This window comes from Mesorhizobium sp. J18 (genome assembly GCF_007829525.1).
GTDB lineage: Bacteria > Pseudomonadota > Alphaproteobacteria > Rhizobiales > Rhizobiaceae > VLJP01.
Window position 1 is genome coordinate 1 of record NZ_VLJP01000032.1, and the last position, 20356, is coordinate 20356.

Consider the following 20356-nt stretch of genomic DNA (forward strand, 5'->3'; position numbering starts at 1 on the left):
GCACGCCCCGGCCGTAGTACCGGGAGGGGAACCCTTGGACGGAACCTCCCCGGCCCTGCCTTACGAGGGCAGGACGGAGGCGCCGGTCCCTTTCCCGCGGGATCGCCGTCGCGATCCGCTTTCCCGCGGAAAGGGATGGGGCAAGGATAGCGCAGGTTAGGAAGGCGGGGATGAAATGGTGAATGGGGACTGGTGAATGGTGAAGGGAGACAACGGCTTGGCGCGGAGAGGACGGCGGATTTATCCCCGTGCTGCCCGATTTTTTCCCTCCACGTCACAAGCTAGCCGTCAAAGCATCATTGGCGAGCCGTCTTTCTATTCCTATCTGTGCATTGCGGGTGGGTTTGAAGGAGAAGGCATATGGCCGAAGCCAGAGAGATGCTGGAAGCGCTGCTGAGCGATCCGATTATCCAGCTTGTGATGAAAAGCGATGGCGTGAGCGCCGACGACGTGCGCCTGCTCATGGAGGAGGCGAGCGAACGCACCGCGCAGAACCAGCCTCTCCCGCCGGCCCATATGATCAAGTCGGATTGTGAGTTCGGCAAGATATGTGTTTAGACGATCGGGACCTGATATCGATCCGCATGATTGCGCTGCTGCAAGCATCGGCGATTGACAAGTCGCGGCCCTTCCAATGCAGTACCCACACTTGTTTTATGCAACGGGATCTGGCCCCAATAGTGCAGCCCGTTTCGATATGAAGTCCTTTCGGCAACGGTGCCCTCGCTGCCAACTGCCTTCACGGTTCATGCGGGATTTCTCACGGGCGCTCTTGTATTCATGTCGTCTTGAACGGACGCAGGCGCAGTCGGCTGCGATGGTCCTCAGGACCTTGAGCACCCGTTGGGTGCACGCCCCTGAAATATGCCTTTTGCCATTTGTCCTGGACCGCTTTCGAAGCGGGGTCTGACAGGTCAGCATTAAACTCGTTGCGGCTTTCCGACCACGTTTTGAATTCTTGTTCGAGGTCCGGAAGTTCCGAAAGTTTGCGAATGGTCGGCGTCACGGTTTCAAGGCTGCCCCTTCCTATCGGAAATATATGGCAGAAGGGTTCGTCCATCTCGAAGTGCACCCTCTGGTTCGGCCGCGTGAACTTCCAATTCATGGTAAACGTATAGGGTGACCAATCTGTCTCTACGATTCCCGAGAGCGGAGCGATCCCGTCCTTGGGCCGATTGAGCGGTCCGGTTACAAACAGGTCGATCCCCGGTTCGGTCCGAAAGAGACATGGAATGTGGAAAGTGAGCGTTCCACTGCCGAAATGGCTGATCGCCTGGGGTGAGGCGTTCGCCGGTCTTGTCCTGACGCGGACGGCGTCGAGGCTCTGACGACCATCCCAAATAGCTGAAAATGCCGTCGTGCATAAGATTTCCCAGCCATGGGCATTCGCTATATTCAGCGGGAGACAACGATAGGCAAACCGCTGATCGGTATCGTCCATCCATTCCCGCTCGACCGGTGCCGGGCGAATACGCAGCTCATGGCCGTCGACGACATAGGCGGTAAGTCCCTTCATAGGACGAAATCACCATCTGATGCGCAAACCAATATTGCCGCCGAAGCCTTCACTATCATTGCCATCCAGACCAGTCGTATAGTGCAGGGCCCCATAGGCGCTGACATTTTCGGTCAGTTGCGCTGAAAGGCCTCCTCCAAGCTCCAGCGAAGTGCCATCCAGTCCAGTTCTCAGAGCGCTGTCGTTGAACTCCACCGTATAGTCGGAAGAGAAGGTGTGCCAAAGGTTGATATCGAAGAATGGCTGGACAGGCATGCCGTTGAGAAGCGTATTGCCTTCCAGCCGCAAGCCGATCCTACCCGTTAATGTGTCGAAAGACTCATAATCGATGCTCGAAAACAGGTCCCGAGTATCGTCGAGGTCAACGCGCTGCCATATCAGCTGAGCTTGCGGCTCAAGGGTCCAGTTGCTTCCCAAGGCAAACGGATAGCCGCCCTCTAAAGAGGCCAGAATGGCATTGCCGGAAATATCTGCTCCGACCCCCATATTCGATACTGCATCGCCGTCGAGCCAGGTTACCATTCCCACGGCATCTATATACCAGCCCGCAGAGCCTATATGCGTCCAGTAAATCCCCAGGCCATCGGAATTGATGTCCAGTTTGCCGGACCTGCTGTTGAGCCGTGCCAGCGTATTGCCGATCGTATCACCGTTGGCTTCCGTATGCGTGTAGAATAGGCCGAGGCGATCCTGGCTGCCATTGTCATGCTCTTGACCCAAAAGGTCCAAGCCAACCTGTAGTCCCCAGATATGGCCATCGAACTTCGGATCAAGCTGGAAGCTCAGTCCTCCGATGCTTGTCGACCATTCCTGTTTGTATGATTCGCCGAAAAACCTTCCCCATGCTCCGGGAACAGTCCCGTAATTGTTCAGCAGAAACTGGTCGCCCTGCCGCTCATGGAACGTACCAAGCGCGGCGATGCCCATCTGGTGGGCAACTGCTGGCGCAACCGTGTAGCCCGGTATTTCGGGGCGGACCAACGGTACGTCCACCGGGGGCGAGGGCGGAGGCGGCGCGGGCGGAGGCGGCGCAGGTGGAGGTGGCGCAGGCGGAGGCGGTGCAGGCGGTGCCGGCGGCTCGGGTGGAGGCGGCGCGGGCGGAGGTGGTGCCGGTGGCGCGGGCGGCAACGGAGGGGGAGGTGGCGGCGGCGGTGAAGGCGGAGGCGGCGCCGGCAGTTCAGGTACAGGTGCCGGCAGCAACACAGGCGGCTCCGTCGGTGTCGGAGGCGGCGGCGGTGGTGCGGGAGGTGGTGGTGGCGGTGCCGGCGGCAACGGAGGCAGAGGCGGCGGTGCCGGTGGGGGTGGCGCAGGTGGAGGCGGCGCAGGCGGAGGCGGCGCAGGCGGAGGCGGCGGTGCCGGTGGGGGTGGCGCAGGTGGGGGAGGAGCTGGCGGAACCCCAGGATCTATTGGCTCAAGCACATGCGAACGCAGATACCAGTCATTGTCTTCAGCGTCGGAACCAACGCCTCCGTAAAAAAGCTGATACTCAAAAATGCCTGCGGCGACCCGTCCGCCCAGCGCAAAGGAGCCATTGTCGGTGGTTGCTCCGCTGGCGAGATCGGCGTCCACGACCCTGATCCCATTGCCGCTCGTCTGGTCGCCGGGGCCATTCACATTTGTTATGTTGATCAGTGTGTTGCCTGCAGCGCGAGCCCCGTTTCCCTGGATCACCAACTGGTCAGAAGGAGAATTGTCCGTGCCCAGGAATGTCTGCAGGTTGAGATTGCCGGATTGCCCCAGATATTCGCCACCCACGACGAACCGGTCGCTGGTCGACTCTCCGGAATTGGTCAGGTCGATCACACCGGCATTGTCGACGCGAACGAGCTGGCCGGAAGTGAAGGGGGCCACTGTATGCGTGCCATTGCCTGCTGAAACAGTGCTGGTCGAATCGATCGTAAGTGTACCTGTTCCTGTTCCGGAATCACCCATTGTCAGGGTGCTGTAATTGGAGAAGATCATCTCGGAGTCGCGGGTAAGCTCGATGAACTCCCAATTGACGAAACGGCTGACATCGCTGGCAGTGGTGCCCCGCCAAGTCATCGTGTCCGTGCCCGTTCCGCCATCGATGCGCTCTCCGACAGGCAGATGGGACTGGTCAAGACTGTAGAATATGGCATGGTCGTTGTCGGCGCCCATATAGACGCCGGCGATGATCGTGCCATCCGCCCAATGGAAGGTATCAGCGCCGGCACCTGCCTGGAAATCCGATGACAAGGTTCCGCCGATCACGGCGGCCCAGTCGTTGCCATCTCCCATGTCGATCGGGCTGGTGATCTGCCCGGCATTCATGTAGAGCGTGTCCTGCCCGGCCCCCATGTCGATATTGCCGCGCACAGTCGCTCCGACATTGGTGTAGGTGTCGTTGCCTGCGCCGAGCGACACGCTGCCATTCACGGTGCCTTCATTGTAGACGCGGTCGGACGACACTCCGGTCGTTGCCGTGATGCCATTGATGATCCCGCTCGGCCGATTCTCGATCCTATTTGCGCCATCGACGATAAATTGAATGGTGCCGTTGAACGTTCCCGAATTGTCGATCGCGTTACTGGGGCCGTTGAGGGTGAGTTGATTGATCTGCGCGCCGGTCCGATTGATGATGCTGTTCTGGCTTGTCGCGGTGAGGTTCAGGTTCGTATTGAATATTCCGCTATTGTCGATGGCGTTGTTCTCGCCGGCCATGGTCACGTCCGTGACCGAGTGACCTGGATTGACAATCACTGAGTTGGTGCCGGCATTGTTCGCGTTGATCGAGGTTCCGCCAAAGCTTCCGTTCTGTACGAAGGTGAAGTCGGTTCCGCCGGTTACGTCGATAATGCCGTTGATGTGTCCGTTATTGGTGACGAAGGATTCCGGTATCCCCGTGATTGCTATGCCGCCATTGAGCTGATCAAATATGTCCACCGTCACCGAGGGTCCGGGAGGCGGAGGAATAAGAAGAGCACCGGAATTGCCGGTGCAGGTCACGGTGTCGCCGTCAATGATACAATCCGCGAACGCCGGGTCCTTGCTCAGGCAAAGCAGCGCCACCGACGCCACCGACTGAAGAAGCAAATGACGCAGAACCAGTCGACGATGCCGCCTTCCATGCGGAGTCGGCACATTCGGATAACACGCTGACAAGGCGCAGAACCAGTCGACGATGCCGTCTTCCATGTGGAGTCGGCACGTTCGAATAACACGCTGACAAGATGGGAGGCGTGGCAAATCCACAACCGAAACGTGAATGGTCGTGCGCCATGAAGCCCCCATGTGCATAGCCGCCCGCAAGTGCGGACGATATTTGATGACAGAAATCTGTCAATCGACGGTGTTCCGTGGTCAAAAATTCCGGACCGGGAGTGCCTTTCATGCAACAGGCCCCCGGTGTCGGTGGGCCTGTGGATTTGCAAATGTCATTCGAGGCTATGCGAACCGTGGCTAGCGTAGCCCGGTCCCAGGCGATTTCTGTGACAGACTGGCAACGAAACCATGCCGATTCCGGCGCTCTGATTCAGAGCACAATAAACCACGTGGGGTCGCGGGCTGGTCTCGCGGGTCAGCCACCACACATCTCCAAGCCTCAACTACATCCGCTCGTGGCCCCGCACGTATCGCACTTCTCGCAGGTGCCGTTGCGCACCATGGTGAAATTCTGGCATTCCGTGCACATGTTGCCGGTATAGCCCTGCATCACCGCCTGGGCGCGGCGTTCGGCCTGCACCTTCCTGGCTTCCGCCGCCTCGCTGGCCGCAGCATCGGTGAAGAGCGCGTCGGAGGCGCTTTCCTCGGCTTCTTCCTCGAAGTCTCTCGCCCGCTCTTCATAGTCGCGCTTGAAGGCGGTGGCTTCCTCGCGCAACTCGGCGACGACCGGTTTCAGCGCCGTGACTGTCGCGCCGGAAGAGATGGCGCGCAGATTCGAGCCGCCGGAAGAGGCGGTCGGCGCGGTGCGGGCTGGGGAGGCGGACGGCCCGGAACCGCCCAAGCCTTTTGGCTCGGAAGCGCTGGAGACCAGCTTCACCGGAGAGGCACCGCGATAGAGCCCCTTGGAGAAGGGCGTCGCCTTGCCTTCCGAAATACCGCGGCCAAGCGAGGTGTTGGAGAAATCCGACGTGTCGACATGGGCGAGATCGTGGCGGCCGAGATAGGAGACAGCCAGTTCGCGGAAGACATAATCGAGGATGGACGTGGCGTTCTTGATGGCGTCGTTGCCCTGCACCATGCCGGCCGGCTCGAACTTGGTGAAGGTGAAGGCCTCCACATATTCCTCCAGCGGCACGCCATATTGCAGGCCGAGCGAGATGGCGATAGCGAAATTGTTCATCATGGCGCGGAAGGCGGCACCTTCCTTATGCATGTCGATGAAGATCTCGCCGAGGCGGCCGTCGTCGAATTCGCCGGTGCGCAGATAGACCTTGTGCCCGCCGACGACTGCCTTCTGGGTGTAGCCCTTGCGGCGGTTCGGCAGCTTCTCGCGCTCGCGCACGACCTTCTCGACGATGCGCTCGACGATCTTCTCCGTCACCTGCGCAGCGCGGGCCGCGGCGGGGGCGGTGACCAGCTCTTCCACGAGGTCGTCCGCCTCCTCGTCATCGTCGGAAAGCAGCGAGGCGTTGAGAGGCTGCGATAGCTTGGAGCCGTCGCGATAGAGCGCGTTGGCCTTCAGCCCCAGCTTCCATGAGAGCATATAGGCGTTCTTGCAATCCTCGACGGTAGCCTCGTTCGGCATGTTGATCGTCTTGGAGATAGCGCCCGAAATGAAGGGCTGAGCTGCAGCCATCATGCGTATATGGCTCTCGACCGAAAGGTAACGCTTGCCGATCTTGCCACAGGGATTGGCGCAGTCGAAGACAGGCAGGTGTTCTTCCCGCAGATGCGGCGCGCCTTCCAGGGTCATCGCCCCGCAGACATGGATATTGGCGGCCTCGATGTCCTTCCTGGAGAAGCCGAGGGCAGGCAGCATCTCGAATGAGAAGTCATTGAGCTGCTCGTCGGTGAAGCCGAGGACGTCGCGGCAGAAATCCTCGCCGAGCGTCCACTTGTTGAAGACGAACTTGATGTCGAAGGCCGACTTCAGAGCCGCGTTCAGCGCCTCGATTTTCTCGTCGGTGAAGCCCTTGGCCTTGAGCGAGCCGGGATTGATGCCCGGCGCCTGGTTCAGGTTGCCATGGCCGACGGCATAGGCCTCGATCTCGGCGATCTGGCTTTCCGTATAGCCGAGCGTTCGCAATGCCTCCGGCACGGCGCGGTTGATGATCTTGAAATAGCCGCCGCCGGCGAGCTTCTTGAACTTCACCAGGGCGAAGTCGGGCTCGATACCGGTCGTGTCGCAATCCATGACGAGGCCGATCGTGCCGGTCGGCGCGATGACGGTCGCCTGGGCGTTGCGGTAGCCATGCTTCTCGCCGAGCTCGATGGCGCGATCCCAGGCCGCGCGGGCATGCTCCACAAGTTCCTTCTGCCAGACATGGCCGGCATTGAGCGGAACGGGATTGACGGCAAGCGCCTCGTAGCCGCCAAGTTTGCTCAACGCATCTTCCATGCCTTCGCCGCCAACACCGTAAGCCGCGCGGCGATGATTGCGCATGACGCGCAGCATGTTCTTCGCGTTGCGCTCGTAGTCCGGGAAGGCTCCGAGCTGACCAGCCATCTCCGCCGAAGTGGCATAGGCGATGCCGGTCATCAGCGCCGTGAGCACGCCGCAGAGCGCGCGGCCCTCGTCCGAATCATAGGGGATGCCGGCGGTCATCAGCAGACCGCCGATATTGGCGTAGCCGAGACCGAGCGTGCGGTATTCGTAGGAGAGCTTGGCGATCTCCTTCGAGGGAAACTGCGCCATCATGACCGAGATCTCGAGCACGATGGTCCACAGCCGTACGGTATGCTCATAGGCCGCGATGTCGATCGTGCCGTTCGGATTACGGTAGGGCAGGAGGTTGATCGAGGCGAGATTGCAGGCCGTGTCGTCGAGGAACATATATTCCGAGCACGGATTGGAGGCGCGGATCGGACCGGCGGCCGGCGAGGTGTGCCAGTCGTTCATGGTCGTGTTGAAATGCAACCCCGGATCGGCCGAGGCCCACGCCGCGTAGCCGATCTTTTCCCACAGATCCCGCGCCTTGACGGTCTTCGCCACCTTGCCATCGGTGCGGCGGATGAGATTCCAGTCACCATCGCGCTCGACAGCGCGCAGGAAATCGTCCTTCACCGAAACGGAATTGTTTGAGTTCTGGCCGGAAACGGTCAGATAGGCTTCCGAATCCCAGTCGGTATCGTAGGTCTTGAATTCGATGGAGGTGTGGCCCTGGCGTGCGAACTGGATCACACGCTTGATGTAGTTCTCCGGAACGGCATTGCGCTTGGCCGCACGGATCTCGCGCTTCAGCGCAGGGTTCTTCTGCGGATCGAAGCAGTCGCCATTGTCAGCCTCGCAATTGACGCAGGCCCTGAGAATGGCGTCCAGATGCTTCTTGACCGTCTTGGAGCCGGTGACGAGGGCGGCGACTTTCTGCTCCTCGTTCACCTTCCAGTCGATATAGGCTTCGATATCGGGATGGTCGATGTCGACCACCACCATCTTGGCTGCGCGCCGCGTCGTGCCGCCCGACTTGATGGCGCCGGCGGCGCGGTCGCCGATCTTGAGGAAGCTCATCAGGCCTGACGACTTGCCGCCGCCCGAAAGCTTTTCCCCTTCGCCACGCAGTTGCGAAAAGTTGGAGCCGGTGCCGGAGCCGTATTTGAACAGGCGGGCCTCACGCACCCACAGGTCCATGATACCGCCTTCATTGACGAGATCGTCGGCCACGCCCTGGATGAAGCAGGCATGCGGCTGCGGGTGTTCATAGGCCGATTTCGACTTGGTAAGCTTGCCGGTGAAGGGATCTACATAGAAATGGCCCTGGCCGGGACCGTCGATGCCATAGGCCCAGTGCAGGCCGGTATTGAACCATTGCGGGCTGTTGGGCGCGACGCGCTGGGTGGCGAGCATGTAGCAGAGCTCGTCCATGAAGGCCTGCGCGTCGGCGTCGGAGTCGAAATAGCCACCCTTCCAGCCCCAATAGGTCCAAGTGCCGGCGAGGCGGTTGAAGACCTGCCGGGCGTCGGTCTCGGAGCCATAGCGCTCGTCCTCGGGGAGGGCGGCCAGAGCCTCTTCATCGGCGACCGAGCGCCACAGGAAGGAGGGTACGTCGTTCTCCTCCACCCTCTTCAGGCGTACGGGCACACCAGCCTTGCGGAAATATTTCTGCGCCAGGATGTCGCTCGCGACCTGGGAGAACTGCGCCGGCACGTCGATATCGGCGAGCCGGAAGACGATCGAGCCGTCCGGATTCTTGATCTCGCTCGTGGCCTTGCGGAAGGCGATTTCCGCATAAGGGCTCTGGCCTTCCCTGGTGAACCGACGTTCGATGCGCATTTTTCAGTCCCTCTTAGTCCTATATATAGCACCTGACGATCCAGAATCCTCGTTGATTCCACGACCGGCCGATGCTGATCCGCCGTCTACCGCCCGCCGATGGCGAGCGGCTCTCCCTCACCGTTGTTTCCGATCCGCCGCAAGGCCGCACAAGACGGCGTTTTGGCTTTTCGACCGGATCTCAGGCGGGCCCTCGTCTGACGCTCTTCGTGAACATCTCTCATGGAGAAAATTCACATTATTTGGTGTCGATGCTCGCATCAAACACTAAATATAGTGTTAACAGCTGGTTTACGCCACCAAGAAACCCCTCTCTCAACCCGATGTGATAGCACAAAAACATCCCTACCTGCCCGCCGTCGAAAGCAGGCAGTCCCTCGGGAACTCGACAACAAATCTGGAAAAAAGACCGGGCTACAGACTTTCCGGCCCACGCTCAAAACTCAAGCGCATGGCCCATAAAAGGCGACTCGTTTCCGCCCGTCAAGGAGTCGTTTTTAGAAGTTTTGTGACCCCAACATCTTGTGTGTCACAGATGTGGATATCGGGGACTACGGATAGCCTGGCTTATGCGCCAAGTGAACGGGAAGCAGGGGGTTAGGTCAGAAGATCGAGGAACACGAATATGCCGGCGGCAAGAGCCGCGGACGCGGGAACGGTCGTCACCCAGGCAGCGACGATCGTACGCACATGGGCGCGGCGGACCAGCTTGCGCCTCGCGATCTCCTCGCGTGATACCGCCTTCTCGCCCTCTTCGGCCTCGTCTTCATTGAAATAGACATCCGAAAGAATACCGACCGCCTCGCGCTCGGCTTTCAGGCGGATGCCCTTCCTTTCCAGATAGGCCCGCCGGCGCTTGGAATGGGTCGTGTACCATTCGCGGAAGAAGCCGACACCGAAAACCGCGCCGACAGCCGTATGGGTCGAACTGATCGGCAGACCGAGGGCGGAGGCGATGATGACGGTGATGGCTGCCGAAAGCGCCACGCAGAAGGCACGCATCGGGTTGAGCTTGGTGATCTGCTCGCCGACCATGCGGATGAGTCTCGGGCCGAACAGCATCAGACCGAGCGAAATACCGAGAGCCCCGATGATCATCACCCAGAGGGGGATGGCCACCTCGCCGCTGACCGCTTGCGCCTGCGCCGTGAAGACGATCGCAGCCAGCGGTCCGACCGCATTGGCAACGTCATTGGCGCCATGGGCGAAGGAAAGCAGGGCCGCCGAGACGATGAGCGGCAGGTTGAAAAGACGCCGCAGCGACTGGTTGCGGTTTTCCATGCCTTCCGACTGGCGGCGGATGAAAGGGCGGGCAAGCACCCAGGTAGCGAAGAAGAAGGCGAGGCCGATCACAGCAGTCATCGCCGGGCCGATATGGATCAGCTTGCCGAGCCCCTTGGTGGCCAGATAGGCGGCGAACGAACCGGACATGATGGCAAGCAGAAGGGGCACCCAGCGGCGCGCCGCCGTGATCTTGTCGTCCTGATAGATGATGGCGTCCTTGATGAAAGCCAGGCACGCCGCCGCGACCACGCCGCCCGTTATGGGCGATATAACCCAGCTCAAGGCTATGCCCGCCATCGTGGACCAGTCGACGGAGGAGAATCCCGCAGCGGCAATTCCGGCACCGACCACGCCTCCGACGACCGCATGCGTCGTCGAGACCGGAGCGCCGATCCAGGTTGCGAGATTGACCCACAGGGCGGAGGAGACGAGCGCCGCCATCATGGCGCGGATGAACACGTCCGGGTCGCCCACGGCGGCGGGATCGATAATGCCCTTCGAGATCGTATCGACCACGTCGCCACCGGCGATCAGAGCGCCTGCCGTCTCGAAGACCGCGGCGATCAGCAGCGCCCCGCCCATGGTCAGAGCCTTGGCGCCAACTGCGGGACCGACATTGTTGGCGACGTCGTTGGCACCGATATTGAGCGCCATATAAGCTCCGATCGCCGCCGCCGCTATGATGACCAGAGAACCGGGAGCGCCAGCGACATAGACGGAGGCAAAAACGGCCGCGAGCGCCAGGAACAGGAGGCCGAGACCCGGCGCCACGAGTCCGCGAGCCAGGAAGCTTGCAGCCTCCTCGACCTGAACGAGCTTGTCGAGATCCTTGTCTAGCGTACGTTTGCGCGGGTCAGCGGCTGTCTCGGCCATGCCTTTCATCTTCTAGGTCCTGAGCCCAATCTGCGGCGGCCAAATTGCGTGCGGCCCGCGTCGAATTAGGAAAATACCGCTGCTAGAACAAGCCAAGAGGCGAAAGGATCGCGCTCAGGCAGCAATTTTTCGTGGATTATTGCCGAAACGCATGATGATTTCGCCAAGATCAGGCTCATCGACAAGACTAGCCGCCTGCTCGGCACGAAACCACTTGCGCACACGCTTTTTCATTTCCGGCCATTTCTTGGCCTCCCGCTCCACCTCGAGGGGAAAGACATGCACCTCACAGCGCCAGGGCAGGCCGCTTGGCTGTTCCTTGTCGTAGAAATAGCGTCCGACCTCGCTTTCGCCGATCACACCCTTGACGCCGGCCTCTTCTCCGGCCTCGCGCGCGGCGGCATTGTGAAGCGGCTCCTTGCCTTCAGGCCATCCCTTGGGCAGGACCCAGCGACCGGTTCCGCAGCTTGTCACGAGCATCACCTCGACGCCGCGTCCGGTCTTGCGCCAAGGCAGGGCGGCAGCCTGGATGCGGGTGGGATTGCCGCCGAAAAGACGCCGGATGTGTTCCGTTATCGTGTTTCGTGTGCCGTGTGAGATCAGCATTGCTCATTTCCCGCCAGGAGACGGCAAGAGGGCTGCCGACTCACTTTCGCTTTTCACGGCTAATTTTGTGTTACGAAGCCCAAAAATCAAATCAGGCAGGAAATTGCTGCTTCGAACCATCAGCCGCGATGATCTTCCGAGATGGGCTTTTGATAGGTGAAGCCCATGTCCCAGGGGAAATATATCCACGTATCCTGCGAAACCTCGGTGACAAAGGTGTCGACCAGCGGGCGTCCCTTCGGCTTCGCGTAGATCGTGGCGAAATGCGCCTTTGGAATCATGGCGCGCACGATGGCCGCTGTCTTGCCGGTATCGGTAAGGTCGTCAACGATCAGGACATCCTTTCCTTCATTTTCCAGAAGAGAAGGGGTGATCTCCTTGAGGACGACAAGTTCTCCCTGGGCTGTGTAGTCGTGATAGGAGGCGACACAGACGCTTTCGATCAGGCGAATACCCAATTCACGCGAGATGATGGCAGCCGGAACGAGGCCGCCGCGCGTGATGCACACAATGGCCTTCCATTTGCCGTTGATGCCGGCCAACCGCCATGCAAGCGCGCGTGCATCACGATGAAACTGGTCCCATGAGACCGGAAATGCTTTTTCGGGAAGGGACATGGCTTTCGCACTCCGAAAATGCGCCGAAGGCGCGGCTGGAATGCGCGCGGAATTAACTGGAAAAGAGAGGAAAGCGCAAGTCTGCTTTACCGCCGGGGGCTCGCTTCAGCGCGACATGAATGTCGGAATCGGCATGGATTCCAGAATGGTCCGCGTCACGCCGCCGAAGAAGAACTCCTTCAGGCGCGAGCCTCCATAGGCGCCCATGACCAGAAGGTCGGCGTCTGTGTCGGATACACGGTTCTCTATGACCTCGGCATGGGACATGCCGCCCGATTCCTCGGAACTGTAGGTGACCTTCACGCCATGACGGGCGAGGGCGGCGGCTATCTCGGCCCCGGCGACGCTGGCGTCCTGCTTGTAGCTGTCCTTCGGATCGACGCTCAGCACCTCGACGCTTTCCGCCTCCTTCATGAAGGGGAGCGCATCGAAGGCCGCCCTGGACGCTTCCCGGCTTCCATTCCAGGCGAGCAGCACCTTTTTGAACTCCGGTCGCGGCTGCGCGATGGAATAGGGGACGAAAAGGACCGGCCTGCCGGTTTCGAAAAGCAGAATCTCGACATTGCCGACGGCGCGGGACGGCGCCTCCGGATTTATCTGCTGTGCAATCACCAGATCGGCGGAACGGGCGCTTTCCCGCGCGGAAAGGCAGGAATCGCCAGAGATATTCTCCATGCCGCGCCACTCGAAGGCAATATCTTCCTGCTCGACGCGGGAGGTGAACAATGCCCGCATCTGTTGCAGCCTTGTTTCCATGGCCTCCTCGCTAGCCATGCTGAAATCGACCACCGGCCCGCCCATGGGCGTCGCATAGACCATGGGCAAGGCTTCAGCATGAAGACCGATGAGATGGCTGGAGTGGCGCGCTGCGAGCGGGATGGCGAAATCGAGCACCCGATGCGCATCATCCTCACTTTGAAGTACGGCAAGTAAGGTCTTGTAAGTCATTGCATCCTCCTGACCGTTGAGGATAAGCGGCGCAGCAAGACAACAAGCGGAAGCAGGCGCTGGTTCCGCTCAGTGTTTTGCGGACACCCGACAGATCAGCAATCTACACCAAGATCGCCCAGGATTACAGCGATAGCTGCCGTACACATCTGGCCCTGGCTCCAGCCCGTGGGCGGCGGTTAGCCCTCGGCTGCAAGTTCGGCGATCATGGCCTCCACTTCCGCCTTGGCGGCATCCAGAGTTTCCTGCGAGCGCGAGCGGATGACAAGTTCGGTCCAGAAACTGCCGTCCTGATATTTCGGATAGGACCCGATGATTGTTTCCGGATTTGCCTTTTGAATCTCGCCGAGCCTGCCGCCGATGGTCCCTTCCGGATAGGGGCAATGGACAGTGACAGAAAGCAGCCTCGCGCCGGTCCTTAGTGTCGGAATGACGTTGTCGAGCATGGCCTGGAAGATGGCTGGCACACCGGCCATGACATGGACATTGCCGATGCGGAAGCCGGGCGCCAGCGAGATCGGGTTGTCGATATGCTCGGCGCCCACAGGCATGCGCGCCATGCGCTTGCGCGCCTCGGTGAATTCCATGCCGCGCGCGGCATAGTGCTTCTCCAGCATTGCATAGGCGCGGGCATCGTATTCGCAGGGCACGCCGAAGGCACGGGCGATCGAATCTGCGGTGATATCGTCATGGGTCGGGCCGATGCCGCCGGTCGTGAAGACGTAGGTATAGCGTTTGCGCAGCGCGTTGACCGCATCGGCTATCGCTTCCTCGTCATCGGCGACGATGCGGACCTCCTTCAGGTCTATGCCGACGGCAGTCATCATATCCGCGAGATGGCCGATATTGCGGTCCTTTGTCCGGCCGGAAAGGATTTCATCGCCGATTACCAGCATTCCGGCCGTAACAATTTCCGACATCGCGCGTTCCTCACTCTGACCCGGACGAGATAGACCCGCCCGCAGGCAAGGGCAATGGTCTTCAAATGGTGAACGGTCTGTGTCCGACACCGCGTTTGAGAATGCGGGCACGGCGGGATAGATCGGAAAGAAGCAGCCGGCAGCGGCGGAAAAGGAGAAAGGCCAGATGGCGAAGATACTCGTGCTCTACTATTCGAGCTGGGGACATATGGAGGCGATGGCGAAGGCCGCTGCCGAAGGTGCACGCGAAGCCGGCGCCGACGTGACGATCAAACGGGTTCCCGAACTCGTTCCCGAGGAAGTCGCCAAGGCCGCTCACTACAAGCTCGACCAGGAAGCGCCGATCGCCGATCCGCTGGAGCTGGAGAACTATGACGGCTTCATTTTCGGCCTTTCGACACGCTATGGGGCGATGGCCTCGCAGCTCAAGAATTTCCTCGACCAGACGGGCCCGCTCTGGGCCAAGGGCGCGCTTGTGAACAAGGTTGCGACGGTCATGTCCTCGACCTCGACCCAGCATGGCGGCGCCGAGATGGCGATCGTGCAGGCGCAATGGTCGCTGCAGCATCACGGCATGATCATCGTGCCGCTGTCCTATGCCTATCAGGGTCAGATGGGCAACGATGTCGTGCGCGGCGGTTCGCCATACGGCATGACCACCACCACCGAAGGTGATGGCTCGCGCATGCCTTCCGAGCAGGAATTGGAGGGTGCGAAATTCCAGGGCAAACGGCTTGCAGAGATTGCAGGCAAGCTGCACGGCTGAGGGCGGCCGGGCATGAAACGGGCGCCTTCGGGCGCCCGTTTTATTTTGTGGCCTGTGCCAGCTTGTTGGGCACATGTCAGGACGGCACTTGTGAACTGATCGCTGTGATCCACGTGACGCCGTTTTTGTCGCTCGCGCTTTATGTGTTGGCGTTGATCGGTTATTCCATCATAACCTGGCGCGACAGACCACGTTCCTGAGGCTGGCGCCGTTGCGGACTGAATGCTAACAACGGCACGCCCGCCCGGGGTGGCGGGAATCTGCTGGCGTGGCGAAACTGGTAAACGCAGCGGACTTAAAATCCGCCGTCTTGCGACTTACGGGTTCAAGTCCCGTCGCCAGCACCAATCAATCAACGCGAAGCCTGGCCGCCACCTACCGCGATATTGATGACCTCGAGCGGCGTCGTGATGATGATCTCAGCGGCTGAGGTGAGCGTCTGGCCAAGCCCCTGCGCCAGCGAGCCGATTCGGTTGGTGATCTCGCTCTCCGTCTCGTTCAGATCATCGGGGGTGCTGAGATGTTCGCCAAGCAGGCGGACCAGAACCGGATTGTCGGCGAACTTGGTGTGGTTGAGCCGGTCGCCAGCGGACATGGCGGTAAGATCGACGACGGTAACGCCATAGCGAGCGAGGTCCTGGGCATCGGCATAGTCGCCCACGCGCGGGCGGTTGCCGGCGATGAAGCCTGATACGTTCAGGGCCCGGTCATTGGCCGAGGTCATCACGAAGAATGGCTTTTCAGGCTTGCCGTAGCGCCGCATCTGGCTCTTGAAGACGTCGACGTCGATGTCCGGCGAGGCCAGAACGACGTCGCCGAGCTTTCCGTTCAGGTCACGATGACCGGTGATCGCCAGTTGCCGCAGCGCCTCCATCGTCACCCAATTGCCCATGGAATGAGCCACGACATCGATCCGTTTCGCTCCGGAACGGGAGACGAGCAGCAGCGTCTTCTCCAGTGCGTCGCGCGCAGCCGAAGCGCTGTTGCTGTCATAGACATAGTCGAGCGTGCGTCCCGCAGAAGCCCAGGAGAACAGGATCGGTGTGCCGCCATAGCCCGCGTCGTGGACGATCTGGGTCATCCGGTAGACCGCGTTGTCGAAGCTTGTATTGTAGCCGTGGATGAAGACCAGCGCGCGACCGTCATGGCTGGCGACGTTGTCGCGCAGGGCAGCCAGGAAGGCTTCGTCGCCACCATAGCCCTCCACACGCAGGGCAGTGAAATAACGCGCGGGATCGCCGACATCCGGATTTATCGGCCGCTCGATCTCGGCAGGCTTGTGAATTGCCGGGACGCTGATATCGACCCGTGCATAGGAAAGCTCGGCAGACCGCCTGCCGCCGAACACCGCCCGCGGTTCTCGGGCCGGTTCGCGTGTCGTGGCGACGAAAATCTCATGCTTCCCGGCAATCTTCGAGGCGGGCACCTCCGCGATGGTTCGGCTGACGAGATCCCGGGCCGGTTGGCTCGCGCATCCCGCCAGTGCTGTGACGCAAATGAGCAGGAATACCCGGAAGCGGGACGCAGATGGCAGGTTGCTCAAGTACATCCGGGATTGTCTTGGGTCTGTTCTGGTGTCTCGTGTGCGGTCGGCCGACGCGACCATGCCGTCGACACTCCTGATACAGATAAAGGCCTCTTCGGTCCATCACGCCCTGTCTCTTCAGGCTGATTGGACGCCCGGATGTGATTTCTTTGCATCAACAGGCTGAGGCCCCGCCACTATGCATGCGGGAGTGGCGGCATGCGCCGCGATGTGCGATAGCCCGTTGCCTGTGGGAAGCATGGAGACGGCAGGAGCAGGGCAGGGCGATGAGCACGTTTGTGGAGAAGGTGGCCGAGGCGGCCGAGGCGCTACGATCGCTGTTTCCGGCAACACCGCTGCAGGAGAATGACTATCTTTCCAGGAAGACCGGTGCGCGCATTCTCTTGAAACGCGAGGACCTTACACCGGTGCGCTCCTACAAGATCCGCGGAGCGTTCAACTTCTTCCGCAAGGCGCTTGCGAAGGGCGAAGCGCCGGAATCCTTCGTCTGCGCTTCGGCCGGCAACCATGCCCAGGGCTTCGCCTATGTCTGTCGCCATTTCGGCCGTCGCGGCGTGGTCTTCATGCCGGTCACCACGCCACAGCAGAAGATCGACAAGACGCGGCTTTTCGGCGGAGATTTCGTGGAAATCCGCCTGATCGGCGATTTCTTCGACGACTGCTATCACGCCGCCCAGGAATTCTCGGTGGCGGAAGGCGGAATGATGGTGCCGCCCTTCGACCACAAGGACATCATCGAGGGGCAGGCGACCGTGGCATATGAAATCGCCTCCCAGCTTGGCCAGGACGAAGCCGATCTTGTCATCCTGCCGGTGGGCGGTGGCGGGCTGGCGGCGGGAGTCACGCACTATCTGCACCAAAAGGGTGCTTCGACGGATTTCCGCTTCGCAGAACCGGCCGGCGCACCCAGCCTCCAGGCAGCACTTGGCAAGGGCCGCCGGGTGAAGCTGGAGACAGTGGATAACTTCGTCGACGGCGCTGCGGTGGCCGAGATCGGCCGCGAGCCCTTGCGGCACCTCAAGGATTTCGCGCCGGAAGCCGTGCGTCTGGTGCCGGAGAACCGGCTCTGTGCCACCATCATCGAGATGCTCAATATCGAGGGCGTCGTGCTGGAGCCCGCCGGCGCGCTCGGCATCGACGCGCTGAAGGATTTTTCTCGCAAGGATCTGAAGGGCAAGACCGTCGTCGCTGTCGTCTCCGGCGGCAATTTCGATTTCGAGCGCCTGCCGGAGGTGAAGGAGAGGGCGCTGCGCTTCGAGGGCAAGAAGAAATATTTCATTTTTCGTTTCCCGCAGCGGCCGGGCGCATTGCGCGATTTCCTGCAACTGATGGGGCCGGACGACGACATAACCCGCTTCGAATATCTCAAGAAGTCGGCGCGCAATTTCGGCTCGGTGCTTATCGGCATCGAGACGAAGGACCGGAAGAATTTCGGGATACTGCGCAAGCGCTTCGATGAAGCGGGCTGGGCCTATCAGGACATCACCGACAACGAGACGATCGCGGGCCTGATCATATGAGCGGCGAAAAGGCCGTCGGCAAAATCGTTTGCTTTTCTGGCCGAACTGTCCCATATGCACGGCAACAGGCGCTTGGGCCGGGATTCGCCGGCTTTCTCCCAACGAGACTGGTTGCGTCTGATTTCTCCCTCCGGTTCCCTGAAACGGCAGCGGCGAGAAGTCCCGCGGGCATGATGCCTGCTGGCACGACAGCGCAACCCGCGCGGACGCGTTCCGCCGCCTTGTCGTTCATCTATTGATTTCGCGTGGCGGGGTGCGCCTGCCGCGCAGCATTTGCGGGCCGCAGGGTCAGATTCCGCTTGAAAGAGAACAAATTGACTGAAGAAAATAATGTGAAGCTCGAGGGCTTCGCCAAACTCGGAATTTCCGGCGCACTTCTGAAGGCTACCCTCGGTGCCGGTTTCACCCAGCCAAAACCGATCCAGGAGCAGGCGATACCGCCTTTCCTCGAGGGCCGCGACATTCTTGGCGTGGCGCAGACCGGCTCCGGCAAGACCGCGGCCTTCTCGCTGCCGATCCTGTCGAAGATCATCGCGCTCGGCACCAAGCGCCGGCCGCGCACGGCCCGCGCATTGGTGCTCGTGCCGACACGTGAACTCGCGGTGCAGATCGAGGAGACGGTACGCCTTCTTGCCAAGGGCGCGCATGTCTCGACCGCCCTTGTCCTCGGCGGTGTGTCGCGCAACACGCAGGTGCGCAAGCTGGCGCAGGGCGTTGACGTGCTGATCGCAACGCCGGGGCGGCTTACGGACCTGGTGCGTGAAAAGGACGTTGTCCTGTCGGAAACCACCTGGCTCGTTCTCGACGAGGCCGACCGTATGCTCGACATGGGCTTCATCAATGATGTGAAGCGGATCGCCAAGGCAACCCATCCGGCGCGCCAGACTGCCCTTTTCTCGGCCACTATGCCAAAGGAGATCGAAGCGCTGGCCAATGGCCTTCTGCGCGAGCCGGTGCGCGTCGAGATCGCGCCGCAGGGAACGACGGCCGCAGAGATCACCCAGAGCGTGGTCATGGCCCGCACAAAGCAGAAGCTGCAGGTGCTGTCCGGCATGCTTGCCAACGCGGCCATGCGCTCCGTCATCGTCTTCACCCGCACCAAGCATGGCGCCGACCGCGTGACGCGCGACCTGCAGCGCGACGGTTTCGAGGCGGCGGTGATCCACGGCAACAAGTCGCAGAATGCGCGCCAGCGGGCACTGAACGGGTTCCGTGACGGTTCCGTGAGGATTCTGGTGGCTACCGATATTGCCGCGCGTGGAATCGATGTGCCAGGCATCAGCCATGTGGTGAATTTCGACCTGCCGGACGAGGCGGAAAGCTATGTCCACCGCATCGGCCGTACCGGACGCAACGGCGCTTCTGGTATTGCAGTGACCCTTTGCGACCCGGCCGAAAGCGCCAAGCTGCGCGCCGTGGAGCGGGTTATCCGCATGCGGCTGCCAGTGACCGGCGACCATACCTCCGAGGCCGATCCGGTACATTCGGCAAGGACGCCGGCGGCTGAGGGACAGGACAACCGGCCCACGCGTGAGCCTGCGCAGAAGGCGGGCCAGCAGCATCCAGGACGTAGAAAGCCGGGCTTTGCCCACGCTACAGCGGCCAATGACGGAGGCAGGAAGGAAGGCAAGAAGCCGTTCCGGCGTCGCAAGCGCGGCGGCTTCGGCCGGCGGCAGGCTGCCAAAGCAGCCTAAGCCTGCGGCGAATCGAGTTCGCCCCGGGCTTTCGCCTCCGAAACCTTCCTGATCGCGTCGGCGAGCACGTCGGCGTCCTGTGCGCCCATGACCGCATAGCGGCTTTCCAGCAGGAAACAGGGCACGCCGGTGATGCCCATTTTCTGCGCCGTCGCGATCTCGGCCTGAACGGCCTCCGTGTCGGCGGCGGTCGCCAGCAGCGTTTCCACGACGGCGGCATCCATGCCGGCCTCGCGCGCCGCGTCCAGCAGGACCGTGTGGTCGCCGATATTCGCGCCTTCCTCGAAATAGAGCTGGAAGAGCCGGCGCACGATGCGATTCTGAGCGCCGTCGGGCTGCGTCGCGGCCCAGCGGATCATGCGATGGGCGTCCAGCGTGTTGGGCGATACCTTGATAGCGTCGAAATCGAAGGCAATCCCTTCGGCTCGGCCCAGATCCTCCAATCGGGCATGGATTTCCCGCAGCTTATCCTCGCTGCCGAATTTGGACAGCATATAGGATCTGCGGTCCATACCTTCCTGCGGGATGGTCGAATCGAGCTGATAGGGTCGCCAGCGGACGTCCACCTGAATCTCGGCCGTGGAGATAAGAGCTTTGTCGAGCCGTTTCTGGCCGACAAAGCACCAGGGGCAGACTACGTCCGAGACGACGTCGATGCTGATTGGCTGCATGG

The 20356-nt window shown here is 61.0% G+C and carries 14 protein-coding genes and 1 tRNA gene; 5 read left to right on the forward strand and 10 right to left on the reverse strand.

Features of this window, described 5'->3' with window-relative positions; all coding sequences use genetic code 11:
- Positions 1 to 360: 360 nt before the first annotated feature.
- Positions 361 to 558: a hypothetical protein gene (locus L598_RS12650; protein WP_144862910.1), complete on the forward strand. Its 198-nt coding sequence runs from the start codon at positions 361 to 363 to the stop codon at positions 556 to 558.
- Positions 559 to 778: 220 nt separating this feature from the next.
- Here the strand turns inward: L598_RS12650 and L598_RS12655 are convergent, their stop codons facing one another.
- The 8 genes from L598_RS12655 to L598_RS12690 all read right to left on the reverse strand — a co-directional run bounded on the left by L598_RS12655 (position 779) and on the right by L598_RS12690 (position 14157).
- The gene (locus tag L598_RS12655) at positions 779 to 1516 is read right to left on the reverse strand and encodes a DUF6065 family protein (protein ID WP_144862912.1); all 738 of its coding nucleotides are present in this window, start codon (positions 1514 to 1516) and stop codon (positions 779 to 781) included.
- A gap of 9 nt (positions 1517 to 1525) precedes the next feature.
- Positions 1526 to 4546 carry an autotransporter outer membrane beta-barrel domain-containing protein gene (locus L598_RS12660; RefSeq protein ID WP_210244992.1) on the reverse strand — a complete coding sequence of 1007 codons (3021 nt, stop codon included), beginning with the start codon at positions 4544 to 4546 and terminating at the stop codon, positions 1526 to 1528.
- 532 nt (positions 4547 to 5078) lie between these two features.
- The gene (locus L598_RS12665; protein ID WP_144862914.1) at positions 5079 to 8909 is read right to left on the reverse strand and encodes a vitamin B12-dependent ribonucleotide reductase; all 3831 of its coding nucleotides are present in this window, start codon (positions 8907 to 8909) and stop codon (positions 5079 to 5081) included.
- Between the two features lie 597 nt (positions 8910 to 9506).
- Positions 9507 to 11066, reverse strand: a complete 1560-nt coding sequence (locus L598_RS12670) for an inorganic phosphate transporter (protein ID WP_144862916.1) — start codon at positions 11064 to 11066, stop codon at positions 9507 to 9509.
- A gap of 114 nt (positions 11067 to 11180) precedes the next feature.
- Positions 11181 to 11672, reverse strand: coding sequence for an NUDIX hydrolase (locus L598_RS12675; RefSeq protein ID WP_144862918.1), 492 nt, complete (start codon positions 11670 to 11672; stop codon positions 11181 to 11183).
- A gap of 119 nt (positions 11673 to 11791) precedes the next feature.
- Entirely contained in the window at positions 11792 to 12289 is a 498-nt protein-coding gene (gene gpt / locus L598_RS12680) for a xanthine phosphoribosyltransferase (protein ID WP_144862920.1), read from the reverse strand.
- A 105-nt stretch (positions 12290 to 12394) separates the two neighbouring features.
- Complete coding sequence (locus tag L598_RS12685) at positions 12395 to 13237, reverse strand: universal stress protein (protein WP_144862922.1); 843 nt, start codon at positions 13235 to 13237, stop codon at positions 12395 to 12397.
- Between the two features lie 179 nt (positions 13238 to 13416).
- Positions 13417 to 14157 (reverse strand): competence/damage-inducible protein A, encoded by a 741-nt coding sequence (locus tag L598_RS12690; protein ID WP_144862923.1) that lies wholly within the window; start codon positions 14155 to 14157, stop codon positions 13417 to 13419.
- A 166-nt stretch (positions 14158 to 14323) separates the two neighbouring features.
- Between L598_RS12690 and wrbA the strand changes: the two genes are divergently transcribed.
- Complete coding sequence (wrbA, locus tag L598_RS12695; protein ID WP_144862925.1) at positions 14324 to 14923, forward strand: NAD(P)H:quinone oxidoreductase; 600 nt, start codon at positions 14324 to 14326, stop codon at positions 14921 to 14923.
- A 262-nt stretch (positions 14924 to 15185) separates the two neighbouring features.
- A tRNA-Leu gene (locus tag L598_RS12700) sits at positions 15186 to 15270 on the forward strand.
- Positions 15271 to 15275: 5 nt separating this feature from the next.
- On the opposite strand, the gene L598_RS12705 is transcribed toward L598_RS12700, so the two are convergent.
- Positions 15276 to 16472, reverse strand: coding sequence for an alpha/beta hydrolase (locus tag L598_RS12705; RefSeq protein ID WP_144862927.1), 1197 nt, complete (start codon positions 16470 to 16472; stop codon positions 15276 to 15278).
- A gap of 263 nt (positions 16473 to 16735) precedes the next feature.
- Here L598_RS12705 and ilvA point away from each other — a divergent pair, with 263 nt between their 5' ends.
- Together ilvA and L598_RS12715 are read left to right on the forward strand one after the other, a co-directional pair.
- Positions 16736 to 17989 carry a threonine ammonia-lyase IlvA gene (ilvA, locus tag L598_RS12710; RefSeq protein ID WP_144862929.1) on the forward strand — a complete coding sequence of 418 codons (1254 nt, stop codon included), beginning with the start codon at positions 16736 to 16738 and terminating at the stop codon, positions 17987 to 17989.
- Positions 17990 to 18303: 314 nt separating this feature from the next.
- Positions 18304 to 19683: a DEAD/DEAH box helicase gene (locus L598_RS12715; protein WP_144862931.1), complete on the forward strand. Its 1380-nt coding sequence runs from the start codon at positions 18304 to 18306 to the stop codon at positions 19681 to 19683.
- Here the strand turns inward: L598_RS12715 and L598_RS12720 are convergent.
- On the reverse strand, positions 19680 to 20354 hold the full coding sequence (locus L598_RS12720) for a DsbA family protein (protein ID WP_144862933.1): 675 nt from the start codon (positions 20352 to 20354) through the stop codon (positions 19680 to 19682). The two genes, L598_RS12715 and L598_RS12720, sit on opposite strands and share 4 nt — an antisense overlap.
- Between the last annotated feature and the right edge of the window lie 2 nt (positions 20355 to 20356).

Excerpts from the sequence above, each read along its gene's own strand:
- L598_RS12650 (WP_144862910.1), top strand. The coding sequence starts at position 361 with ATGGCCGAAGCCAGAGAGATGCTGGAAGCGCTGCTGAGCGATCCGATT.
- L598_RS12655 (WP_144862912.1), bottom strand. The coding sequence starts at position 1,516 with ATGAAGGGACTTACCGCCTATGTCGTCGACGGCCATGAGCTGCGTATT.
- L598_RS12665 (WP_144862914.1), bottom strand. The coding sequence starts at position 8,909 with ATGCGCATCGAACGTCGGTTCACCAGGGAAGGCCAGAGCCCTTATGCG.
- L598_RS12670 (WP_144862916.1), bottom strand. The coding sequence starts at position 11,066 with ATGGCCGAGACAGCCGCTGACCCGCGCAAACGTACGCTAGACAAGGAT.
- L598_RS12675 (WP_144862918.1), bottom strand. The coding sequence starts at position 11,672 with ATGCTGATCTCACACGGCACACGAAACACGATAACGGAACACATCCGG.
- gpt (WP_144862920.1), bottom strand. The coding sequence starts at position 12,289 with ATGTCCCTTCCCGAAAAAGCATTTCCGGTCTCATGGGACCAGTTTCAT.
- L598_RS12685 (WP_144862922.1), bottom strand. The coding sequence starts at position 13,237 with ATGACTTACAAGACCTTACTTGCCGTACTTCAAAGTGAGGATGATGCG.
- L598_RS12690 (WP_144862923.1), bottom strand. The coding sequence starts at position 14,157 with ATGTCGGAAATTGTTACGGCCGGAATGCTGGTAATCGGCGATGAAATC.
- wrbA (WP_144862925.1), top strand. The coding sequence starts at position 14,324 with ATGGCGAAGATACTCGTGCTCTACTATTCGAGCTGGGGACATATGGAG.
- L598_RS12705 (WP_144862927.1), bottom strand. The coding sequence starts at position 16,472 with ATGTACTTGAGCAACCTGCCATCTGCGTCCCGCTTCCGGGTATTCCTG.
- ilvA (WP_144862929.1), top strand. The coding sequence starts at position 16,736 with ATGAGCACGTTTGTGGAGAAGGTGGCCGAGGCGGCCGAGGCGCTACGA.
- L598_RS12720 (WP_144862933.1), bottom strand. The coding sequence starts at position 20,354 with ATGCAGCCAATCAGCATCGACGTCGTCTCGGACGTAGTCTGCCCCTGG.